The organism is Catellatospora sichuanensis (genome assembly GCF_007483665.1).
Lineage (GTDB): Bacteria > Actinomycetota > Actinomycetes > Mycobacteriales > Micromonosporaceae > Catellatospora > Catellatospora sichuanensis.
In genome coordinates, this window is sequence record NZ_ML660183.1 from 354,416 (window position 1) to 371,501 (window position 17,086).

21 protein-coding genes are annotated in these 17,086 nt (G+C 72.6%); 12 read left to right on the forward strand and 9 right to left on the reverse strand.

What is annotated here, in order from left to right:
• Positions 1–34: 34 nt before the first annotated feature.
• From FLL47_RS01565 to FLL47_RS01575, 3 genes are all read right to left on the reverse strand, one after another.
• Complete coding sequence (locus tag FLL47_RS01565) at positions 35–280, reverse strand: DUF2630 family protein (RefSeq protein WP_144118571.1); 246 nt, start codon at positions 278–280, stop codon at positions 35–37.
• A 171-nt stretch (positions 281–451) separates the two neighbouring features.
• On the reverse strand, positions 452–871 hold the full coding sequence (locus FLL47_RS01570) for a PPOX class F420-dependent oxidoreductase (protein ID WP_144118572.1): 420 nt from the start codon (positions 869–871) through the stop codon (positions 452–454).
• A gap of 65 nt (positions 872–936) precedes the next feature.
• Positions 937–1,506: an NADPH-dependent FMN reductase gene (locus tag FLL47_RS01575; RefSeq protein WP_144118573.1), complete on the reverse strand. Its 570-nt coding sequence runs from the start codon at positions 1,504–1,506 to the stop codon at positions 937–939.
• Between the two features lie 86 nt (positions 1,507–1,592).
• Here FLL47_RS01575 and FLL47_RS01580 point away from each other — a divergent pair, with 86 nt between their 5' ends.
• A complete protein-coding gene (locus FLL47_RS01580) occupies positions 1,593–2,054 on the forward strand; it encodes a MarR family winged helix-turn-helix transcriptional regulator (protein WP_144118574.1) in 462 nt (153 codons plus the stop codon).
• A 139-nt stretch (positions 2,055–2,193) separates the two neighbouring features.
• Complete coding sequence (locus FLL47_RS01585) at positions 2,194–2,877, forward strand: SDR family NAD(P)-dependent oxidoreductase (protein WP_144118575.1); 684 nt, start codon at positions 2,194–2,196, stop codon at positions 2,875–2,877.
• A gap of 32 nt (positions 2,878–2,909) precedes the next feature.
• Here FLL47_RS01585 and FLL47_RS01590 read toward each other — a convergent pair whose 3' ends face one another.
• The gene (locus tag FLL47_RS01590) at positions 2,910–3,371 is read right to left on the reverse strand and encodes a tetratricopeptide repeat protein (RefSeq protein ID WP_144118576.1); all 462 of its coding nucleotides are present in this window, start codon (positions 3,369–3,371) and stop codon (positions 2,910–2,912) included.
• A 70-nt stretch (positions 3,372–3,441) separates the two neighbouring features.
• Here FLL47_RS01590 and FLL47_RS01595 point away from each other — a divergent pair, with 70 nt between their 5' ends.
• A complete protein-coding gene (locus FLL47_RS01595; protein ID WP_144118577.1) occupies positions 3,442–3,714 on the forward strand; it encodes a hypothetical protein in 273 nt (90 codons plus the stop codon).
• A 57-nt stretch (positions 3,715–3,771) separates the two neighbouring features.
• On the opposite strand, the gene FLL47_RS01600 is transcribed toward FLL47_RS01595, so the two are convergent.
• A complete protein-coding gene (locus FLL47_RS01600) occupies positions 3,772–4,578 on the reverse strand; it encodes a GNAT family N-acetyltransferase (RefSeq protein WP_186315513.1) in 807 nt (268 codons plus the stop codon).
• A gap of 154 nt (positions 4,579–4,732) precedes the next feature.
• Here FLL47_RS01600 and FLL47_RS01605 point away from each other — a divergent pair, with 154 nt between their 5' ends.
• From FLL47_RS01605 to FLL47_RS01615, 3 genes are read left to right on the forward strand one after another with little or no spacing between them, the layout of a single operon-like run.
• On the forward strand, positions 4,733–5,290 hold the full coding sequence (locus tag FLL47_RS01605; RefSeq protein WP_144118579.1) for a PadR family transcriptional regulator: 558 nt from the start codon (positions 4,733–4,735) through the stop codon (positions 5,288–5,290).
• The gene (locus FLL47_RS01610; RefSeq protein WP_144118580.1) at positions 5,265–5,960 is read left to right on the forward strand and encodes an ABC transporter ATP-binding protein; all 696 of its coding nucleotides are present in this window, start codon (positions 5,265–5,267) and stop codon (positions 5,958–5,960) included. The genes FLL47_RS01605 and FLL47_RS01610 overlap by 26 nt, the downstream gene beginning before the upstream one ends.
• Positions 5,957–7,435 (forward strand): FtsX-like permease family protein, encoded by a 1,479-nt coding sequence (locus FLL47_RS01615; protein ID WP_144118581.1) that lies wholly within the window; start codon positions 5,957–5,959, stop codon positions 7,433–7,435. The genes FLL47_RS01610 and FLL47_RS01615 overlap by 4 nt, the downstream gene beginning before the upstream one ends.
• A 176-nt stretch (positions 7,436–7,611) precedes the next feature.
• On the opposite strand, the gene FLL47_RS01620 is transcribed toward FLL47_RS01615, so the two are convergent.
• Positions 7,612–9,030: an aminotransferase-like domain-containing protein gene (locus tag FLL47_RS01620; RefSeq protein ID WP_144118582.1), complete on the reverse strand. Its 1,419-nt coding sequence runs from the start codon at positions 9,028–9,030 to the stop codon at positions 7,612–7,614.
• Between the two features lie 49 nt (positions 9,031–9,079).
• Here FLL47_RS01620 and FLL47_RS01625 point away from each other — a divergent pair, with 49 nt between their 5' ends.
• The 4 genes from FLL47_RS01625 to FLL47_RS01640 all read left to right on the forward strand — a co-directional run bounded on the left by FLL47_RS01625 (position 9,080) and on the right by FLL47_RS01640 (position 12,508).
• Positions 9,080–9,967 (forward strand): DMT family transporter, encoded by an 888-nt coding sequence (locus FLL47_RS01625; RefSeq protein ID WP_246157434.1) that lies wholly within the window; start codon positions 9,080–9,082, stop codon positions 9,965–9,967.
• A 2-nt stretch (positions 9,968–9,969) separates the two neighbouring features.
• Complete coding sequence (locus tag FLL47_RS01630) at positions 9,970–10,587, forward strand: FMN-binding negative transcriptional regulator (RefSeq protein ID WP_144118584.1); 618 nt, start codon at positions 9,970–9,972, stop codon at positions 10,585–10,587.
• 168 nt (positions 10,588–10,755) lie between these two features.
• Positions 10,756–11,868, forward strand: a complete 1,113-nt coding sequence (locus tag FLL47_RS01635; RefSeq protein ID WP_144118585.1) for an LCP family protein — start codon at positions 10,756–10,758, stop codon at positions 11,866–11,868.
• A gap of 106 nt (positions 11,869–11,974) precedes the next feature.
• A complete protein-coding gene (locus FLL47_RS01640) occupies positions 11,975–12,508 on the forward strand; it encodes a GNAT family N-acetyltransferase (RefSeq protein WP_144118586.1) in 534 nt (177 codons plus the stop codon).
• Here FLL47_RS01640 and FLL47_RS01645 read toward each other — a convergent pair.
• From FLL47_RS01645 to FLL47_RS01655, 3 genes are read right to left on the reverse strand one after another with little or no spacing between them, the layout of a single operon-like run.
• Positions 12,505–13,299: an alpha/beta fold hydrolase gene (locus tag FLL47_RS01645; RefSeq protein WP_144118587.1), complete on the reverse strand. Its 795-nt coding sequence runs from the start codon at positions 13,297–13,299 to the stop codon at positions 12,505–12,507. The two genes, FLL47_RS01640 and FLL47_RS01645, sit on opposite strands and share 4 nt — an antisense overlap.
• Positions 13,300–13,319: 20 nt before the next feature.
• Positions 13,320–14,063 carry an SRPBCC family protein gene (locus tag FLL47_RS01650; RefSeq protein WP_144118588.1) on the reverse strand — a complete coding sequence of 248 codons (744 nt, stop codon included), beginning with the start codon at positions 14,061–14,063 and terminating at the stop codon, positions 13,320–13,322.
• Between the two features lies 1 nt (position 14,064).
• Positions 14,065–14,661, reverse strand: a complete 597-nt coding sequence (locus tag FLL47_RS01655; protein WP_144118589.1) for a winged helix-turn-helix domain-containing protein — start codon at positions 14,659–14,661, stop codon at positions 14,065–14,067.
• 171 nt (positions 14,662–14,832) lie between these two features.
• Here FLL47_RS01655 and FLL47_RS01660 point away from each other — a divergent pair, with 171 nt between their 5' ends.
• Together FLL47_RS01660 and FLL47_RS01665 are read left to right on the forward strand one after the other, a co-directional pair.
• The gene (locus FLL47_RS01660) at positions 14,833–15,654 is read left to right on the forward strand and encodes a hypothetical protein (RefSeq protein ID WP_144118590.1); all 822 of its coding nucleotides are present in this window, start codon (positions 14,833–14,835) and stop codon (positions 15,652–15,654) included.
• A 227-nt stretch (positions 15,655–15,881) separates the two neighbouring features.
• Complete coding sequence (locus tag FLL47_RS01665; protein WP_144118591.1) at positions 15,882–17,081, forward strand: NAD(P)/FAD-dependent oxidoreductase; 1,200 nt, start codon at positions 15,882–15,884, stop codon at positions 17,079–17,081.
• The last annotated feature ends 5 nt before the right edge of the window (positions 17,082–17,086 follow it).

Here is a 17,086-nt window from a genome sequence, read left to right on the forward strand (position 1 = left end):
GCGGAGGTCCCCCGCGCCCACCCTCATCTCGTCTCTACTGCAGGTAGCCCTCGACCTGCTTGACGTCGCCGGCCTTCGCGTCGTCCGGGTTCTCCCCCGCGTCCTTGAGCGCACGACGCCGGCGCAGCAGGTCCCAGCACTGGTCGAGCGTCTCCTCCAGCGACCGCAGCCGGGCCGACTCGGTCTCGGGGTCGATCGCGCCCTGAACGCGCTTGGTCCGCAGGTCGTGCTCCTCGGCGACCAGGGAGTCGATCCGCTCGAAGATCTGCTTCTCGTCCATACCCTCAGCCTGACACGCCCCGCCCGCCCCCGCCCGCGGATCCGGCGGCCTCCCCGGGCGGCCGACCACTCCATCTTTCATAGACGTCGGCATCTTCCATAGACATCGGCCTATTACATCGAGTTTGATCTCAAAATTCTCGATGTGATAGGCCGACGTCTATAGCCCGGGTCAGCCGAGCCAGCCGTAGAGGCGGTCGACGTGGATGCGGACGACCACCCGGCCGTCGGCGACCATGGCCGCCCGGTACTCGTCCCAGTCGGGATGCTCGCCACGGATCTCCCGGTACAGCTCGACCAGCTCCCCCACCGCCGCGTCGTGCGGGTCGGCCGCGGTGGCGGACAGCTCCGCCACACCCTCGGCGACCGCGTACACACCACCGCCGGACGTGGTCACGTAGAAGCTGGCCCGCGGGTCGCGGCGCAGGTTGCGCACCTTGGCCCGGTCGGCCGTGCTGGAGAACCGGATCACCCCGTCGGCGGCCAGGTAGTCGACGTTGGACAGCTGGGGCCGCCCGTCGCGCTTGACGGTGGCCAGCACACCCCGGCCGGTACCGCCGATGACCTGCCACAGCCGGTCCTGCTCGCTCATGTCCGCACCTCGTTCCGCGTGGACGGCGCCGGCCGCCCGATCAGTCCCGCCATCGCCCGGCCCGCTCACGCCGCGACGCGTGCGGCCGACATCAGCTCGGCCATCATCCGCAACTCGTCCAGCATGCCCTGCGCGGCGGAGTGCATGGCCGGGTTCGGCACGAGCGCGCCGTCGGCATCGACGACCTGGCGCAGGTGGATGTTGACCGATTCGGCCAGCGGCACCATACGCAGCGCGCCCAGCACCGGCTTGAGCTGCTCGACCGCGCGCATACCGGCCGAGGACATGCCATAGCTGACGAAGCCGGCGGGCTTGTGGTGCCACTCGTTGTACAGGTAGTCCAGCGCGTTCTTCAGGGGCGCGCTGTAGCCGCGGTTGTACTCCGGCATGACGAACACGAACGCGTCGGCGGCGTCGGTGGCCTCGCTCCAGCGCCGGGTGTGCTCGTGGGCGTACGGCCCGCCGTCGACGGGCTGGCCGGGCTCGTCGTGGAACGGCAGGTTCAGCTCGGCGAGGTCGACCACGTGCACGTCGAACCCGCCGTGGACGGTGGCGACGCCGGTGAACCAGTCGCCGATGACGTGGCCGATCCGGCCGGGGCGGGTCGAGGCGACGACGACGTTGAGGCGGGGCATGTCGGGCTCCTAGCGATCGCTTGTTGATGTGTCACCAACCTAGCGGAAGTGTTGGTGACATGTCAACAGAGGGGTATGGTGACCTCGTGACCGAACCCCGCTGGCTCGACGAGAAGCAGGCCCGCGCCTGGCGCGGCTACCGGCGCATGCGCGCCCTGCTCGATCTCCAGATCACCCGCGACCTGGCCGCTGACAGCGGGCTGTCCGACGCCGACTACGACGTGCTGTCCAACCTGTCGGAGACCTCACCACACCGACTGCGGCTCACCGAACTCGCCACGACCATGCTCTGGTCCAAGAGCCGGCTGTCGCACCACCTCACCCGCATGCAGCAGCGCGGGCTGGTCGACCGGGAGGAGTGCGCGGGCGATGCCCGCGGCTCGATCATCGTGCTCACCGAGGCCGGGCTGCGGGCCATCGAGGAGGCCGCCCCCCACCATGTCGCCTCGGTACGCAAACACATGATCGACCTGCTCACCGACGAGGAGATCGCCGCCCTCGACGCACTCAGCCGCCGCGTCGTCGCCCATCTCACCGAAGCGGCATGACGGCCCGGCTCCGCAGGCGGGGAAGGCGCCCCTTCCCGAAGAACAGCGATAAAGAAGGTGCCCTTCCTTCGGCTGGTGTCGTCTAACCTGGACGGCGGGCCTGGGGTGCGCAGATCACCGGGGTGGCGAGAGGGCGAGTATGGGCGGGACGGCACTGGTCACCGGCGGCACGGGCGGGCTCGGCGCGGCGGTGACGACGGCGCTGCTGGACCGGGGCTGGCGGGTCGTGGTGCCGTGGTTGGCCGAGCAGGAGGTGTCGCGGCTGCCCGCAGGGGCGGACGGGCTCGTCCTGGTGCAGGCGGATCTGACCGACGCCGCCGCGGTGGGCGCGTGCGCGGCGCAGGCCGCCACCGACCCCGACCGGCCGCTGCGCGCCGTGGTGAACCTCGTCGGCGGGTTCGCGATGGGCGGGCGGGTGCACGAGACGCCCGTCGAGGAGTTCGAACGGCAACTGCGGCTGAATCTGCGCCCGGCCTACCTGGTCTGCCAGGCGACGCTGCCGCACCTGGTCGAGGCGGGCGGCGGGGCGGTCGTGCTGGTGTCGAGCCAGGCCGTGCGCAAGCCGTTCAGCGGCGCGGCCGGTTACCTGACCGCGAAGACCGCGGTGCTGGGCCTGGCCGGTGCCCTGCACGCCGAGTACTTCAAGGACGGCGTGCGCGTCAACACGATCCAGCCGGGCGTCATCGACACCCCGGCCAACCGCGCCGACATGCCCGACTCCGACCGCAAGGGCTGGACCGCCCCCGCCGACATCGCCGAGACCGTCGCCTTCCTCTGCTCCGACGCCTCCCGAGCCGTCCGCAACTCCCAGCTCGACGTCTGACCGCCCGGCCCGAGCCGCCTCGGCCGTGCGGGTCAGGATGTGCCGTCCCGGTTGAACAGGCCGCCCTCGACGAACATCATCCGGGCGACCGGATGACCGGCCTCGGAGGCCATACGGAACCACTGCTCGGCGGCAGCGAGGCCGTTGCGCTGGTCGGCGAGGCGGCCCATGTCGAACATCGCCTCCCGGTCGCCCGCCCAGGCCGACCTGCTCAGCCAGTGCTCGGCGCCGTCCCAGTCGCCGGTCACCTTGAGCATGCTGCCCAGCGCCCGCATCGCGACCGGATCGCCCTTCTCCGCGGCGGCCCGCATGAGGTCCATGTCCCGCAGCATGCGCCGGGTCATGATCGCGCGCATGCCGAACCGGCCGGCCGAGCGCACCCAGATCACGATGATGCCGACGGCCCAGGCGATCCAACCGACGGTCGTCAGCGTGCCGTTGTCGACCGACATGCCCCAGACCGCCAGCACGGACCCGAACACCAGAAACAGCATGATCTCCTCCCCAGAACCAGCCGTAACGCTCCCAACACGATGCGTCAGTGTCAAGTGGACGGTGTGCGAGGTGGCTACGCTCGCAGCAGCCACCGACGAAGGAGCCGCCATGCTGCTGTCCACCCTTCCCGACCTCGGCGGACGCGCGTTCGAGGTGCGCGGCATGGTCATCGCGCAGGGCGCCTTCGGCGCCATCGGCGGCGGCAGCACCCAGCAGCTGGTGGCCTCGCTCATCGAGCAGGCAGGCCGGTTCGGCGCGGACGGCATCGTCGACGTCAAGACCATGATCGGCGGCAACGCCGCCCACTGCGTGATGACCGGCACCGCGGTGAAGCTGCTCTAGCCGCCGGTGCCGGGGAAAGCTCCCGCACCGGCCCGGTCCGGGCCGGGTGAGGCCCGGCTAGCCGAGGTCAGGGTGGGGCAGGTAGCGGTCCAGGGCCACCGGGTCGCCGCCGCTGGACAGGAACTGGTCCAGGTCGGCGATGGTGAACCGGGCCTCCAGCAGCAGCGGCAGCAGCGGGTTCGGGCCGAGCACGCACAGTTTCGCGGTGCCCGCCGAGCGGTGCCGGACCAGCACGGCCAGCACCGCGTCCGCACAGGCCCGGGTCGTACGCCCACCAGCCGGTCCGACGAGCAGCCCGCCCGCCGTCTCCCGCACCATCACGTAACCGTCGCCCACCCGGTAGCCGCTCACCCCCGGCAGCCCGGCGTACCAGGCGAGGTCGGCGGCGCGGCGGCCGCCGGACGCGTCCGCGTCGAGCTCGGCGACCGCCTCCGGCGTCGCGGCGCTGGGCCGCAGCCCGCGGTCGGGCAGCGCGGCGAGCGGGCCGCGCAGGTACAGCAGCGGGCTCACCGGGCGCATGCCCTGCCGGACGTAGAGCGCGAGCGCCCGTGGGTCCGCCGAGGCGAAGGTGACCCGGGGCGCGTCACGCGGCAGCAGTGTCGCCAGCAGCGACCGGCCCAGACCCGAGGACTGGTGCTCGGGCAGCACGAACAGGTCCGCCAGGTGGAGCAGGCCGCCGCGGGCGAAGGTCGCGCCGAAGCCCACCACGGTGTCCCCGGCGAGCCCGGCCAGCAGACGGCCGTTGGCGAGTTCGCGGTCGAGGTAGTCGGGGCGGTCGGGCCAGCCGCCGAGGTTGCCGAAGCGGTTCGCGACGGCGCGCACGCCGGCCATCTCGGTCGCCGTCGCCTGCCGCACGGAGTACACGCTGTGCAGCGTAATCGCCCGTTCCCGCCACACCCCGCCGCCGCGCCACCCGGCTTGATCATGGAAGCGGGCGGACATCCCCGGCGATACGACCCGCACCGGATCGAAAGATGCCCCTTGACGGCCACTATTCACCCAGTGAATAGTAGTGCGCATGTCAGCGTCCTATGTGTTGCTGGGGCTGCTGGCGCGGAGACCGATGCACGGGTACGAGCTGAAACACGCCTACGACCAGCGCCTGCCCCGCGCCAAGCCGCTCGCGTTCGGACAGGTCTACAGCACCCTGGGCCGGCTCGAACGCGACGGCCTCGTCACCCAGTCCGGGCAGGACCAGGCCGGCGGGCCGGAACGCACCTCCTTCGCCATCACCGGCGACGGCCGCGCCGCCCTCGAAACCTGGCTGAGCGACGTCGAGGCGCCCGCCCCGTACGTCACCAGCGCCCTGCTCAGCAAAGTCGTCGTCGCACTACTGGTCGCCGACACCGCCCGCGCCACCGCGTACCTCAGCGCACAGCAGCAGGCCCACACCGGCCGGATGCGCGAGCTCACCCGGCTCAAGTCCGAGCAGGACCTCACCGTCGGCGACCTCATCGCCGTCGACTACGCCCTCACCCACCTCGACGCCGACCTGCGCTGGCTGCAGACCGCGCTGCACCGCGTCGCCGACCTCCACCGGGAGGTGCATCATGAGCCCACTTCTGACCGCCCGTGACCTGACCAAGACCTTCGGCGTCCAGCCCGCCCTGCGCGGCGTCGACCTCGACCTGCACGAGGGCGAGATCGTCGCGGTACGCGGCCGCAGCGGCTGCGGCAAGTCGACCCTGCTGCACTGCCTGTCCGGCATCATCCGCCCGGACGGCGGGCAGGTTCATTTCCACGGCGAACGCATCGACGACACCACTGAGGCCTATCGCAGCGAACTACGCCGCACCCGATTCGGCGTGCTGCTCCAACACGGGCACCTGATCTCCGAACTCACCTCCGCTGAAAACGTCGCACTACCGCTGATGCTCGGCGGCGGATCACGCCGCGCGGCGCTCGCCGCGGCCGCGACCTGGCTGGGCCGGCTCGGCGTCGCGGAGGCCGCCGAGCAGACCCCTGGTCAGCTGTCCGGTGGCCAACTGCAGCGGGTCGCGCTGGCCCGCGCCATGGTGACCCAGCCCGCGGTGCTGTTCGCCGACGAGCCCACCGGGGCGCTGGACTCCCTGGCCGGGGAGCTGGTGATGAAGCTGCTCAGCCGGGTCGCCCGGGAACACGGCACCGCGGTCGTCGTGGTCACCCACGACGCGACCATCGCCGCGTACGCCGAGCGCGAGATCGTGCTGCGCGACGGCGAGGTCGACCCGACCGGGCTGGGCGTGGCAGTGGGGGTCGGCGCATGAGGCCGTGGCTGCTGCTGCGGCTGGCGCTGGCGGGTACGCGTACCGACCGGTTGCGGGTGGTGCTCACCGCCGTCACGGCGGCCCTGGCGACGGGCATGCTGCTGGGTGCGGCCACCCTGCTTCCCACCGGCTCCCTCGACCATCGATATCAGGTGATCCTGTTCGACTACTCGGACGGGCGCCAGGCGACAGCGTTCTTGCTGCTGGTGGTGTGCGTGCCGGTGCTGGCGCTGGCCGCTCAGGCCGGCCGGATCGGCGCCCCCGCCCGGCACCGCCGCCTCGCCGCGCTGCGCCTGGCCGGGGCGACACCGCGCCAGGTCACCGCGGTCGCGGCGGCCGAGACCGGCGCCGCAGCGGCGCTGGGCGCCGGCATCGGCCTGGTCGCGTTCCTGCTCGGGCAGGAGCTGCTGCACCAGCGCGACCCGAACGGTCGGCTGTGGCTGCCCACCGACGTACGACCGTCGCCCTTGCTGCTCGCGCTCATCCTGATCGGACTTCCGGCGGCGTCCGCACTGATCGCAGCGGTGCTCCTGCGCAACCTGCACAACTCGCCGTTGGGCGAGGTGCGCTCCGCCGGGCACGCCGCGCCGAAGCCGTGGCCGCTCCTGCTCATCCCGTGCGGCCCGGCGGCCTACGTCGTGTTGCGGATCGCCGACGGCCGGCTGCCGTGGCCGGTGCTGATGCTGCTGCTCCTCGGCGGCGGGCTCGCGGCGGCCGGTGGCCTGGTCCTCGGCATGGCCTGGCTCAGTGATCGGGCGGGCCGGCTGTTGCACCGACACGCCCGCGGACCTGCCGCGCTGCTGGCGGCCCGGCGCCTCACCGCCGATCCGTGGAGCGGCAGCCGAACCATCGGGGTGCTGGTCGTCTGCGCCCTCGCGGCTGGCGCCACCCTCGGCCTGCGGGCCTACTACGCGACACAGATGGATGTCCTGCGGCGGTACGGAGAGACGGTGAACCCGCTCACGGGCGGGGTCTTCCACGAGGGCAGCGCCACCGCCCAGGTCTATCTCAGCGCGCTGAACCTGCTGAATCTGGCGATCCCGGTGGCGGCCGCGATCGCCGCCGCGGGCGTGCTCATCACGCTGCTGGAGGCGGTGTCGGCGCGCAGGCGCGCCTTCGCCTCGCTCACCGCCGGCGGGGTGCGGCGCCGGGTGCTGGTACGGGCCCTGCTCTGGCAGGCGCTGCTGCCGGTGTCGGTCGCCATGCCGGCGGCGGTCCTCCTCGGTGCGATCATGCTGCGGCTGATCTTCTTCGACATCGAGGCTGCCGAGCGGCTCCGCCCGCCATGCGAATACGGCTCCGCGTGCGCCGCCATACCGGAGCACGGCCCCGCCCATGAGGTCTTCTGGCTGGCGGACTGGGCCGAGGTCGCCGCGGTCAGCGCAGGCGGTCTGGCGCTGGTGGCGCTGGTGGCGCTCGGGGCCGCCGTGACCCTGCGGGTGCGCACCGACCTGCAGTCGCTGCGCACCACCTGACGCACCGCACCCGGCGCATCCGCCCGCCACCGGCCAGGAGGCGGACCACGGCCAGGTTGCGCCGTCAGGGGGCGGCGCGACCCCCGCCGTCCCCTTTTGCGCACCGGGCGCCCGCTCCTTACCCGACCTGAACCCCCAGCTCAGCCGTAGGCGCGGGTTAAGAAGGTGCCCTTCCTCTACGTGGAGCGATGTGAAGGTGCCCTTCCTTTCTTGAAGGCGCGGGCCAGGCGGGTGATGGCTTCGTCGTGGTGGGCGGGTGGGGCGGCGGCGAAGGTGAAGCGCAGGTGGGGGGCGGGGGGTTCGGCGGCGTACCAGGGGCGGCCGGGGAAGACGATGACGCCCTCGGACGCCGCGGCGGTGGCGAGCGCGACGTCGTCGGTGCCTTCGGGTAGGCGGGCCCAGAGGTGCAGGCCGCCACGGGGGACGGCTTGCGGGGCGAGCTCGGGCAGGTGCCGGCGCAGTGCGGCGAGCAGGGCCTCGCGGCGTTCGCGCAGCGCCGAGCGCAGGGTGCGGCGGTGGCGGGCCCAGGCCGGGGAGGTGACGAAGTCCAGGGCCGCCAGTTGCATCGGGCCGGCCACGAAGAAGTCGTCGAGCAGCCGGGCCGCCCGCAGCCGCGCGCCGGCGGGGCCGCGTGCGCCGATGGCCGCCACCCGCAGGCCGGGCGCGGTCGCCTTGGTCAGCGAGCGCAGGTAGACGATGTGCCCGTCGGGGTCGTCGGCGGCCAGCGGCGGCGGGGCCTCGCCGTCGATGGTGAGGTCGCGGGCGTAGTCGTCCTCCAGCAGGAACGCCCCGGCGGCGCGCACCGCCGCGGCGACCTCGGCACGGCGGTGTCCGGCCAGGGTCGCGCCGTGCGGGTTGGCGTAGAGGGGCTGGCAGTAGAACAGCCGGGCGCCGGTGCGGGCGAACGCGGCGGCGAGCTGGTCGGGGCGTACGCCGTCGGTGTCGGCGGGCACCGGCACCACCCGCAGCCCGGCGGCCCGCGCCGCGGCCAGCGCGCCGAGGTAGGTGGGCGACTCGACGAGCACGGTGTCGCCGGGGGCGGTGAGCGCGCGCAGCGCCGTGGACAGCGCGGCCTGGCCGCCGGGGCAGATCACCATGTCGTCGGCGCGCAGCCCGGCCCCGGCCTCGCGGGCGAACCAGGCGCGCAGGTCCTCGCGCCCCTCGACGTGTCCGCGCTGCCACGACGCGGGCTGGCGGGCGGCGCGGGTCAGCGCGGCCCCCAGCGCCGCGGCGGGTTGCAGGTCGGGGTCGAGGTAACCGCCGGACAGCGGGATGGCGCCGGCAGGCGGTAACGCCATCAGCGCCTGCATCTCCTCGTCGCCGGGCGGGCGCGCGCCGAGCGCGACGGTCTGCCAGGACAGGTCGGGCACCCCCGGATCGTCCGGCGCGGCGGCCACGAAGGTCCCCTTGCCGGGCCGCGCGTCGATCACGCCCTGTGCCACCAGCTGCCGGATCGCCTCGGCGACGGTGACCGGTGAGGCCTGGTGCCGGGCGGTCAGCTCGCGCACCGACGGCAGCCGGGCACCGGGGCCCGCGACGCCGGCCAGCCCACGCAGATCTTGGATAACGCGGGCCACTGCGTTACCGTTATTCATGAAGGACAAGAGTAGCGCTACTGTGCCCGTGGCGGTAACAGCGGATCGGGTGACCGGGCTGGTTCTGGGCGCGGTGGGTGTGCTGGCGTTCAGCCTTTCGCTGCCCATGACCCGGATCGTCGTGCAGCAGCTGGATCCCTGGTTCGTCGCCTTCGGCCGGGCCGTCGGCGCAGCCCTGCTGGCCTGGGCATACCTGCGGCTCACCGGGGCGCCCCGGCCGACCCGGACGCAGTGGCGGCGGCTGGCCGTCGTCGCCGCGGGCGTCGTGGTCGGCTTCCCGCTGTTCACCTCGCTCGCGCTGACCACGCAGACCTCCGCGCACGGCGCCGTCGTCATCGCCGTGCTGCCTGCCATGACCGCGATCTTCGCGGTGCTGCGGGCCGGCGAGCGCCCCCCGGCCACGTTCTGGGCCGCCGGTGCGGCCGGGCTGCTGGCCGTGCTGGCGTTCCTGGCCACCAGCGGCGCGGTCCGCGGCGCGCTGTCGGTCGCGGACCTGTTCATGCTGGCCGCAGTGGTGCTGTGCGGGCTCGGCTACGCCGAGGGCGGCGCGCTGTCGCGGGAACTGGGCGGTGCCCGCACCATCTGCTGGGCGCTGCTGGTCTCGCTGCCGGTCACCGTGCCGATCACGGTCGTCGCCGCTGCGGTGCATCCCCCGCGCGCCGACCCCGCCGGCTGGGCCGCGTTCGGCTACCTCACCGTGGTCTCCATGTTCCTCGGCTTCTTCGCCTGGTACGCGGGCCTGGCCCGGGGCGGCGTCGCCCAGGTCGGCCAGATCCAGCTGGCCCAGCCGGTGCTCACCCTGGCCTGGTCGGCCCTGCTGCTGGGTGAGACGGTGACTCCCGCCTCGATCGGAGCCGCGCTGGTGGTACTCGCCTGCGTCGTACTCATCCAGCGCACCCGTGCGAGCGCGCCCGCGCCCGCCGTCGGAAAGGTCTGACCATGTACACACCTGCCCACTTCGCCGCCGACGAGGCCGCCGTCCGCGAGCTGCTGACCCGGCACGGGGCCGCCGACCTGGTCACCGCGACCGCGGACGGGCTCGCCGCGACCACGCTGCCGTTCGTGTACGACCCGGACGCCGGTCCGCACGGCGCGCTGCTCGGCCACCTGGCCCGCAACAACGACCAGTGGCGCCGCCCGGTGCTCGGCGAGGCCCTGGCCATCCTGCGCGGGCCCGACGCCTACGTCTCGCCCTCCTGGTACGCGGCCAAGGCCGAGCACGGCCGGGTCGTGCCGACCTGGAACTACGTCGTCGTGCACGCGTACGGCGAGCTGGTCGTGCACGACGACCCGGCCTGGACCGGGGCGCTGGTGCGCCGGCTGACCGACAAGCACGAGGGGCGCCGCCCGCAGCCGTGGTCCGTCGACGACGCTCCGGCGGCGTTCGTCACCGGCCAGCTGCGCGCGATCATCGGCGTCGAGCTGCGCATCTCGCGGCTGGAAGCCAAGTGGAAACTCAGCCAGAACCGCTCGGCGGCCGATGTGGACGGTGTCGTGGCCGGTCTGCACGCCGACGGCGAGCAGCCAGCCGCCGACGCGGTCGACCGCGCCCGCTGACCGCCTCTTTCATCCCGCCCGCGGGGCACCGTTCCGCGCGGCGGGCGTCTCCGTCCCGGCACGGGTGCGGCGACCTTTCCCGCCGACCGTGACCGCGATGCAACGGCAGTCCCGTACGGGCTAGAGTTCGAGTCCCCCCGACAGTGCCACACCCCCGGAGCACCCCCCATGACGCGGTCAACTCGGCTGTTCATCATCCTCGGCGTGGTTCTGGCGCTGGTGGGCGGCGCGGCCTACGCAGCGGTCCAGGTCACCAAGGACAAAGTGGACTCGGCGATCCCGCAGGTCGACCTGTTCGGCCCGAGCGAGGAGCCGTCGCCGTCGCCGAGCCCCAGCGCATCGCCCACTCCCCCGGCGGGCGCGGACATCAAGGGCCCGCTCAACATGCTCATCCTCGGCCGCGACACGCGTGAGGAGCAGAAGGGCTCGGCCGCACACGGCGACGTGGTGATGATCCTGCACATCAACAAGAGCCTGACCAGCGCGTACCTCACCTCGCTGCCGCGGGATCTGCTCGTCGACATTCCGGCGTTCGCGCCGTCGCGCTTTCGCGGGGAACGCAGCAAGCTCACCCACGCCCTGACGTACGGCGCGCGCATGCCCGGCGGCAAGTACGACATCGCGCAGGGGTTCCAGTTGATGGCCAAGACGGTGAGCAAGTACACCGGCATCGCCCGCTTCGACGCCGGGGCCGTCATCTCGTTCAACGGCTACATCCGGCTCATCAACGCCCTCGACGGCATCGACATCTACGTCGACCAGAAGGTCGTGTCGATCCACCGCCGCCCCGACGGCGTGCACCGGGCGAACTGCCGCGGCTGCGAGCACGGGTATTCCGGACCGCGCATGACCTACAACGTCGGCAACCGGCACATGGAGGGGTGGCAGGCCCTGGACTACGCGCGCCAGCGCTACCTCACCGGCAGCGACTACGCCCGCCAGCGCCACCACCGCCAGCTGCTCAAGGCCATGCTGACCAAGGCGCTCAGCGCGGACCTGCTCACCGACCCCACGAAGATGGACGACGTGCTCGGCGCGCTGGGCGAGACGTTCACCTTCGACGGCCGGGGCCGCAAACCCAGCGAGTTCGTCTACGCGCTGCGCAACATCCGCCCCGCGAACCTGACCCTGGTCGGCCTGCCCGGCAGCACCGTCATGAGCGGCGGCAGCTACCGCGGTGAGAGCCTCGGCGCCGACAAGACCACCTACTTCGCCGCCCTGCGCGCCGACAAACTCGACGCCTGGGTCAAGTCCCACCCCAAACTCGTCAACACCCGCTGACCCGAGGAAGGGCAGCGGCGCTGCGGGGCGGGCGGTTCGGGCACGCGATAACCTGGCGGGCGATCATGCCCGGCATCGGCCGGTGCGCGCTCGGAAGGATCGGCACATGGTGGAGCAGGCGATGACCGTGCGCGCGGCGGGGCCGCAGGACGTGCCCGCGATCGTGGCGCTGGTGGAGTCGGCCTACCGCGGGGACAGCAGCCGGGCCGGGTGGACCACCGAGGCCGACATCCTGCAGGGCCAGCGCACCGACGCCGACGCGGTGGCCGCGCAGGTCGCCGACCCCGACAGCGTGGTGCTGCTGGCCGAGCGCGGCGGGGACCTGCTGGCCTGCTGCCATCTGGAGCGCCACGACGGCTACGCCCACTTCGGCATGTTCGCGGTGCGCCCGCTGCTGCAGGGCGGCGGCCTGGGTAAGACGGTGATCGCCGAGGCTGAGCGTTTCGCGGCCGACGAGTGGGGCGTGCCCGAGATGCAGATGACCGTGATCTCGGTGCGGGAGGAGCTCATCGCCTGGTACGAACGCCGTGGTTACACGCGCACCGGGCAGCTGAGCCCCTTCCCGTACGGTGACGAGCGCTTCGGCCTGCCGCAGCGCGACGACCTGGAGTTCGAGCTGCTCGTCAAGAAGCTCGTCTAGCCGACGAAGAACTCCTTGAGCACCGGCGCGACCGCCTCCGCCTTGAGCAGGTGCGTCTGCCCCGGCAGCGTGCGGTAGTCGGCACTCGGCAGCGTCTGCGACAGCGCCTTCGCGCCGTTGCGCATGTACACCGGGCTCTTGCCGCCGTCCATGACCAGCGCCGGCAACTGCGCGCCCGCCCAGCGGTCCACCGGCAGCGGCTTGCCGGTCCCGGTGTCGCCGAGCACCCGGAAGTCGTAGGGCAGCGTGTGCGCGACGGCCTTGAGCTTCTTGAAGTTGGGCGTCAGCCGCATGATCGCGACCACGATCCCGGGCACCCCGACGGTCTTCATGAACGTCGTGACGGCGTCGCCCCGGCGGTCCTGCGCGATCATCGCGTCCATCTTGTCCAGGTAGTCGGCAGGCCGGGCCTCGTGCGTGCCGTCCACGATGAACGGCGGCTCGAACACGGCGAGCTTGCGGATGCCGCCCAGCCGCGCGGCGGCGTCGCAGGCCAGCACCGCGCCGGAGGAGATCCCGTACAGGTAGGCACTGCCCCCGGCCTCCTTGATCAGCGCGTCGATGTCCTCGATCTCACGCTCGACGGCGTACGGCGCGGTGTCGCCGCTGTCGCCCCGGCCGCGCCGGTCGTAGGTGTAGACGGTGTAGGAGTCGGCCAGCAGCTTCGCCAGCGGTTCGGCCGGGCCCATGGCGCGGTGGCACATGGCCCCGTCGACCAGGATCACCGCCGGGCCCTGCCCGGTCTTGCTGTACGCGATCGCGGTGCCGTCCGCGGAGACGACGGTGTTCATGGGGTGCTCCTTGTCGGTCGTCACGCCCGGCCCTCTGCGTAGAGGGTGTCCAGCCAGGACTGCCAGGCGGCGGATTCGTCGGTGGGGGTGAACAGGTGGTGCATGGCGACCATGGACCCGGTGAAGCCGCGCACGAAGCGGTACAGCGCGTCCGGGGTGCGCAGGGCCAGGGTGTGGGCGCTGAGGTGGTAGACCTCGCCGGTGCGGGTGACGCCGTCGACGGTGAACGCGGCCGCGTCGCCCGGCCGGGGCGCGTCCGGCAGGCCGAGCGCGCCGTGCAGCAGCCGCCAGGCGTGCGGCCAGTCGCCGACCGGCGGGCCGAACACGGTCACCGGGATGGCGGTGCGGCCGCGGAACCAGGTCAGGTATTCGGCGAGGGTCCGGAAGAACAGGGCCAGTCCCAGGCTCATCGCCTCGAACTCGTCGGCCCAGTCGTCGCCGGGCAGGAAGCCGCTGGTCACCGTGCGCAGCACGGCGCTGCCTCCGGCGCGGCCCTCGATGAGGAACTCGTATGCCACGAACCTGCCGTCGGGCGTGGGCTCCTCGCCGTACGCCAGGCGGTGTCCGGGCTCCCATGCGGTGATCGGCAGCGTCGGGGCGTACCCGCCGAAAGCCGTGCTCACCGTGCCACCCGGACCGGGCGTCACCTCGTTGCGGCCCATGAACCAGGAGTCGATGCCGGGACCGGTCGCGATGGCGTCCCAGACCTGCTCCGGAGTCGCCTCGACCGGCAGCTCCTCGGCGATCTCGAAGTCCTTGCCCATGTCAGCCCTCCTCCGCCTGCCGGGTCACGCTCGGGTGCACGGCGATGATGATCCGGTGCTCGCGCCCGCCCTCGGCCTGCTCGTCGTGGTACTTGCCCACCAGCGCCGTGACCGCGCTCGCCAGCTCCTCGGCGAACGCGGACCGCTCGGCCGGGCCGGCGAAGCGCACGGTCCCGTCCATGGCGAACGTGGCCAGCCGCTTCTTCGCCTTGGCCGCGCCGGTGAGCAGCTCGCCGACGTCGCGCACGAGCCGGGCGGCCAGCGCCAGCAGCCAGCGCGCCGACAGCCGGTCGGGCGCGCGGCCCGGGTCGGGCTGCACCGCCGACAGCGCGATCGGCGAGATGACGTAGGACGCGGCGGTGGCCTGCAGGACGCGTTCGGTGACGTTGCCCTTGCGCCGCTCCTCGATCAGCTCGATCAGCCCGTGCCGCTCCAGCTCCCGCAGGTGGTAGTTGACCTTCTGCCGGGGCTGGCCGACCTTGGCCGCCAGCGAGGTGGCCGAGCCGGGCTCGACCAGGGCGGCCAGCAGCCGGGCCCGGATCGGGTCCAGCGAGGCCTCGGCCGCGGCCGGGTCGTCGATCACCGCTACATCGAGCATGCTCCGTATCCTGCTACCGACAAATTTTTTTGTCAAGCCGCGAGCAGGGCGGCTTCCCGAACCGGGCAGAGGTGACTGCCGGCCGGGCCACGAACCCGCCGAAAGTCAGAATCCCCACAAAAGATCAGCACATCGTAGAAGTGGCGAACACGCAGCGTTAGCGTCGGTGCCATGACGAACCCGATCGCCGATATCAACGTGCCGGAACTCAGCCGGCGGATCGCGGTGCTGGAGCGTCAGGAGGTCGGACGCTCCGCGCTCGACGTGTGCACCCTCACCATGGACCTGCGCCACAAGTACCGGCGCGCCCTCGTCGCCCGCGACCAGGCCGCATCGGCCCTGGTGGCGCGCGAGCGCTGGACCGCGGCCGACGTCGCCGAGGTCATCTGCGGCCACCGTGCCTGCGCCCCCCGCGCCGCGGTCATTCTGGAGTGGACCGGGCTGACGCCCGACGGCGGCACCGCGCGCGACCTGGCCGAACGCCAGCAGGTGGCGGTGCAGCTGCGCGAGCTGCTGACGCTGGCATACGACAAGGCGCTGCGCCTGCTCCCGGCGGCCCCGGTCGACCTGAACCTGCCCGACGAGCCCACCGAACGGCTCGCCTACTGCGCGCACTGGCTGCGTTTCGTGGACGGCTACCGCGCCGCCAACGAGGCCTCGCGCATCCTGTTCGCCGCGATCCTGGCGCACCACCACGGCTGGGCTCTCCCGGACGTGGCCGCGCTGGGCGGGGTGACCACCGACGAGGTCGCCTCGGCGCTGGCCGCCGCGGAGGCCAGCCCGCCCTCCGACGCCGACAGCGGCCTGCTCGCGCAGCTGGCCCTGCTCGACCGCGTCCTGGAACACACCACCGAACGGCTGCTGGCCGTACGCGAACGCGCCCTGGCCGACAGCCTCGCCGACGGCGTCCCCGAACGCGTCGTCGCCGCCCATATCGGCCTGCCCGCCCAGGAACGCTCCGCCGGCCACGACCTCGAGCCCTGCCCCGCGTGACGACAGGAAGGGCACCGTCGGCTCGCGTCAGCGAGACGAGCAGCAGCTCTGCACACCGCCATGCGGCTGCTCAGCGATCGCGGCAACGACCGCGGTCCCACGGGACGGCACCGGACGAGGCCGAGATTTTGCGCCGCCATCTCCGGCAGTGACCTGACTCACTGATGTCACAAACCGCCGAACGCGCGGTGTCTTCAGGTCGCACCTTGAAGACGAAGGAGAGGCCAATGGCTGAGAGCACCAAGGTCATCGTGGTCGGCGGCGGATACGCCGGCGTGGTGGCGGCCAACCGTCTGACGCAGCGCGACGACGTGGCAGTGACCCTGATCAACCCGCGCCCGGCCTTTGTCGAGCGGATCCGCCTGCACCAGCTCGTCACCGGATCCGACGACGCGCTCGTGGACTACCGGCGGATTCTGGCCGCCCGCGTCGAGCTGGTCGTCGACACCGCGACCCGGATCGACGCGGCCGGGCGTCGCGTGACCTTGGCGAGTGGCGGCACCCTCGACTACGACTACCTGATCTACGCCGTGGGCAGCGGATCCGCCGACCCGAGCGTGCCCGGCGCGGCCGAGCACGCCTACCCGATCGCCACGCTGGAGGAGGCGCAGCGGCTGCGGCCGGTCGTCGACGCCGCCCCGACGTCGGCCGCGCTGACCGTGGTCGGCGGCGGCTCGACCGGCATCGAAACCGCATCCGAGCTGGCAGAGCAGGGACGGAAGGTCACCCTCGTATGCGGCCGGGTGTTCGGGGCCTACCTGCATCCACATGCCCGGCGCGCGGTGGCCGAGCGGCTCACCAAGCTCGGCGTGACCGTGCTCGAAGGCCCCGGCGCGACGGTGACGGGCGTGACCCGTGCTGCGGTCCTGCTCGCCGACGGCCGCGAGCTGCCCAGCGCCGTGACCATCTGGACCGCCGGATTCGGCGTGCCGGATCTGGCCGTCCGCAGCGGGTTGAGCACGGATGCCATGGGACGCCTGCGCACCGACGAGACGCTCACGAGCGTCGACGACGTACGCGTCGTCGCGGCAGGGGACTCGGCGGCACCGTCGGACCTGCCGGTGCGGATGAGCTGCCAGTCCGCGATGCAGCTGGGCCCGCAGGCCGCCGAGACGGTGCTGAGCCGGATCGACGGCAAGCGGCCCGCCGACTTCAACGTCGGACTCTTCGGCCAGTGCATCAGCCTGGGACGCCGCGCCGGAGTCGTCCAGTACGCGAAGAAGGACGACTCCGTGACGAGGGTGTACCTGCTGGGCGGTCGGCCGATGGCGATGCTCAAGGAGGCCGTGTGCAAGAGCACCGTCTGGCAGCTGGCGCACGAGGCGCGCAAACCGGGCTCGCTCAACCTCTGGTTCAAAGACCGGCTCCGCCGGAAGTCGCTGCAGGTCAGGGCCGGTGAGTCACCGGTCGCCGCCCGGCGGTCCTGAGGAGG

Coding starts and splice junctions, on each gene's coding strand:
- FLL47_RS01630 (WP_144118584.1), top strand. CDS start 9,970: ATGTACACACCTGCCCACTTCGCCGCCGACGAGGCCGCCGTCCGCGAG.
- FLL47_RS01650 (WP_144118588.1), bottom strand. CDS start 14,063: ATGGGCAAGGACTTCGAGATCGCCGAGGAGCTGCCGGTCGAGGCGACT.
- FLL47_RS01565 (WP_144118571.1), bottom strand. CDS start 280: ATGGACGAGAAGCAGATCTTCGAGCGGATCGACTCCCTGGTCGCCGAG.
- FLL47_RS01610 (WP_144118580.1), top strand. CDS start 5,265: ATGAGCCCACTTCTGACCGCCCGTGACCTGACCAAGACCTTCGGCGTC.
- FLL47_RS01575 (WP_144118573.1), bottom strand. CDS start 1,506: ATGCCCCGCCTCAACGTCGTCGTCGCCTCGACCCGCCCCGGCCGGATC.
- FLL47_RS01665 (WP_144118591.1), top strand. CDS start 15,882: ATGGCTGAGAGCACCAAGGTCATCGTGGTCGGCGGCGGATACGCCGGC.
- FLL47_RS01615 (WP_144118581.1), top strand. CDS start 5,957: ATGAGGCCGTGGCTGCTGCTGCGGCTGGCGCTGGCGGGTACGCGTACC.
- FLL47_RS01645 (WP_144118587.1), bottom strand. CDS start 13,299: ATGAACACCGTCGTCTCCGCGGACGGCACCGCGATCGCGTACAGCAAG.
- FLL47_RS01620 (WP_144118582.1), bottom strand. CDS start 9,030: ATGAATAACGGTAACGCAGTGGCCCGCGTTATCCAAGATCTGCGTGGG.
- FLL47_RS01660 (WP_144118590.1), top strand. CDS start 14,833: ATGACGAACCCGATCGCCGATATCAACGTGCCGGAACTCAGCCGGCGG.
- FLL47_RS01635 (WP_144118585.1), top strand. CDS start 10,756: ATGACGCGGTCAACTCGGCTGTTCATCATCCTCGGCGTGGTTCTGGCG.
- FLL47_RS01570 (WP_144118572.1), bottom strand. CDS start 871: ATGAGCGAGCAGGACCGGCTGTGGCAGGTCATCGGCGGTACCGGCCGG.
- FLL47_RS01590 (WP_144118576.1), bottom strand. CDS start 3,371: ATGCTGTTTCTGGTGTTCGGGTCCGTGCTGGCGGTCTGGGGCATGTCG.
- FLL47_RS01585 (WP_144118575.1), top strand. CDS start 2,194: ATGGGCGGGACGGCACTGGTCACCGGCGGCACGGGCGGGCTCGGCGCG.
- FLL47_RS01605 (WP_144118579.1), top strand. CDS start 4,733: ATGTCAGCGTCCTATGTGTTGCTGGGGCTGCTGGCGCGGAGACCGATG.
- FLL47_RS01655 (WP_144118589.1), bottom strand. CDS start 14,661: ATGCTCGATGTAGCGGTGATCGACGACCCGGCCGCGGCCGAGGCCTCG.
- FLL47_RS01640 (WP_144118586.1), top strand. CDS start 11,975: ATGGTGGAGCAGGCGATGACCGTGCGCGCGGCGGGGCCGCAGGACGTG.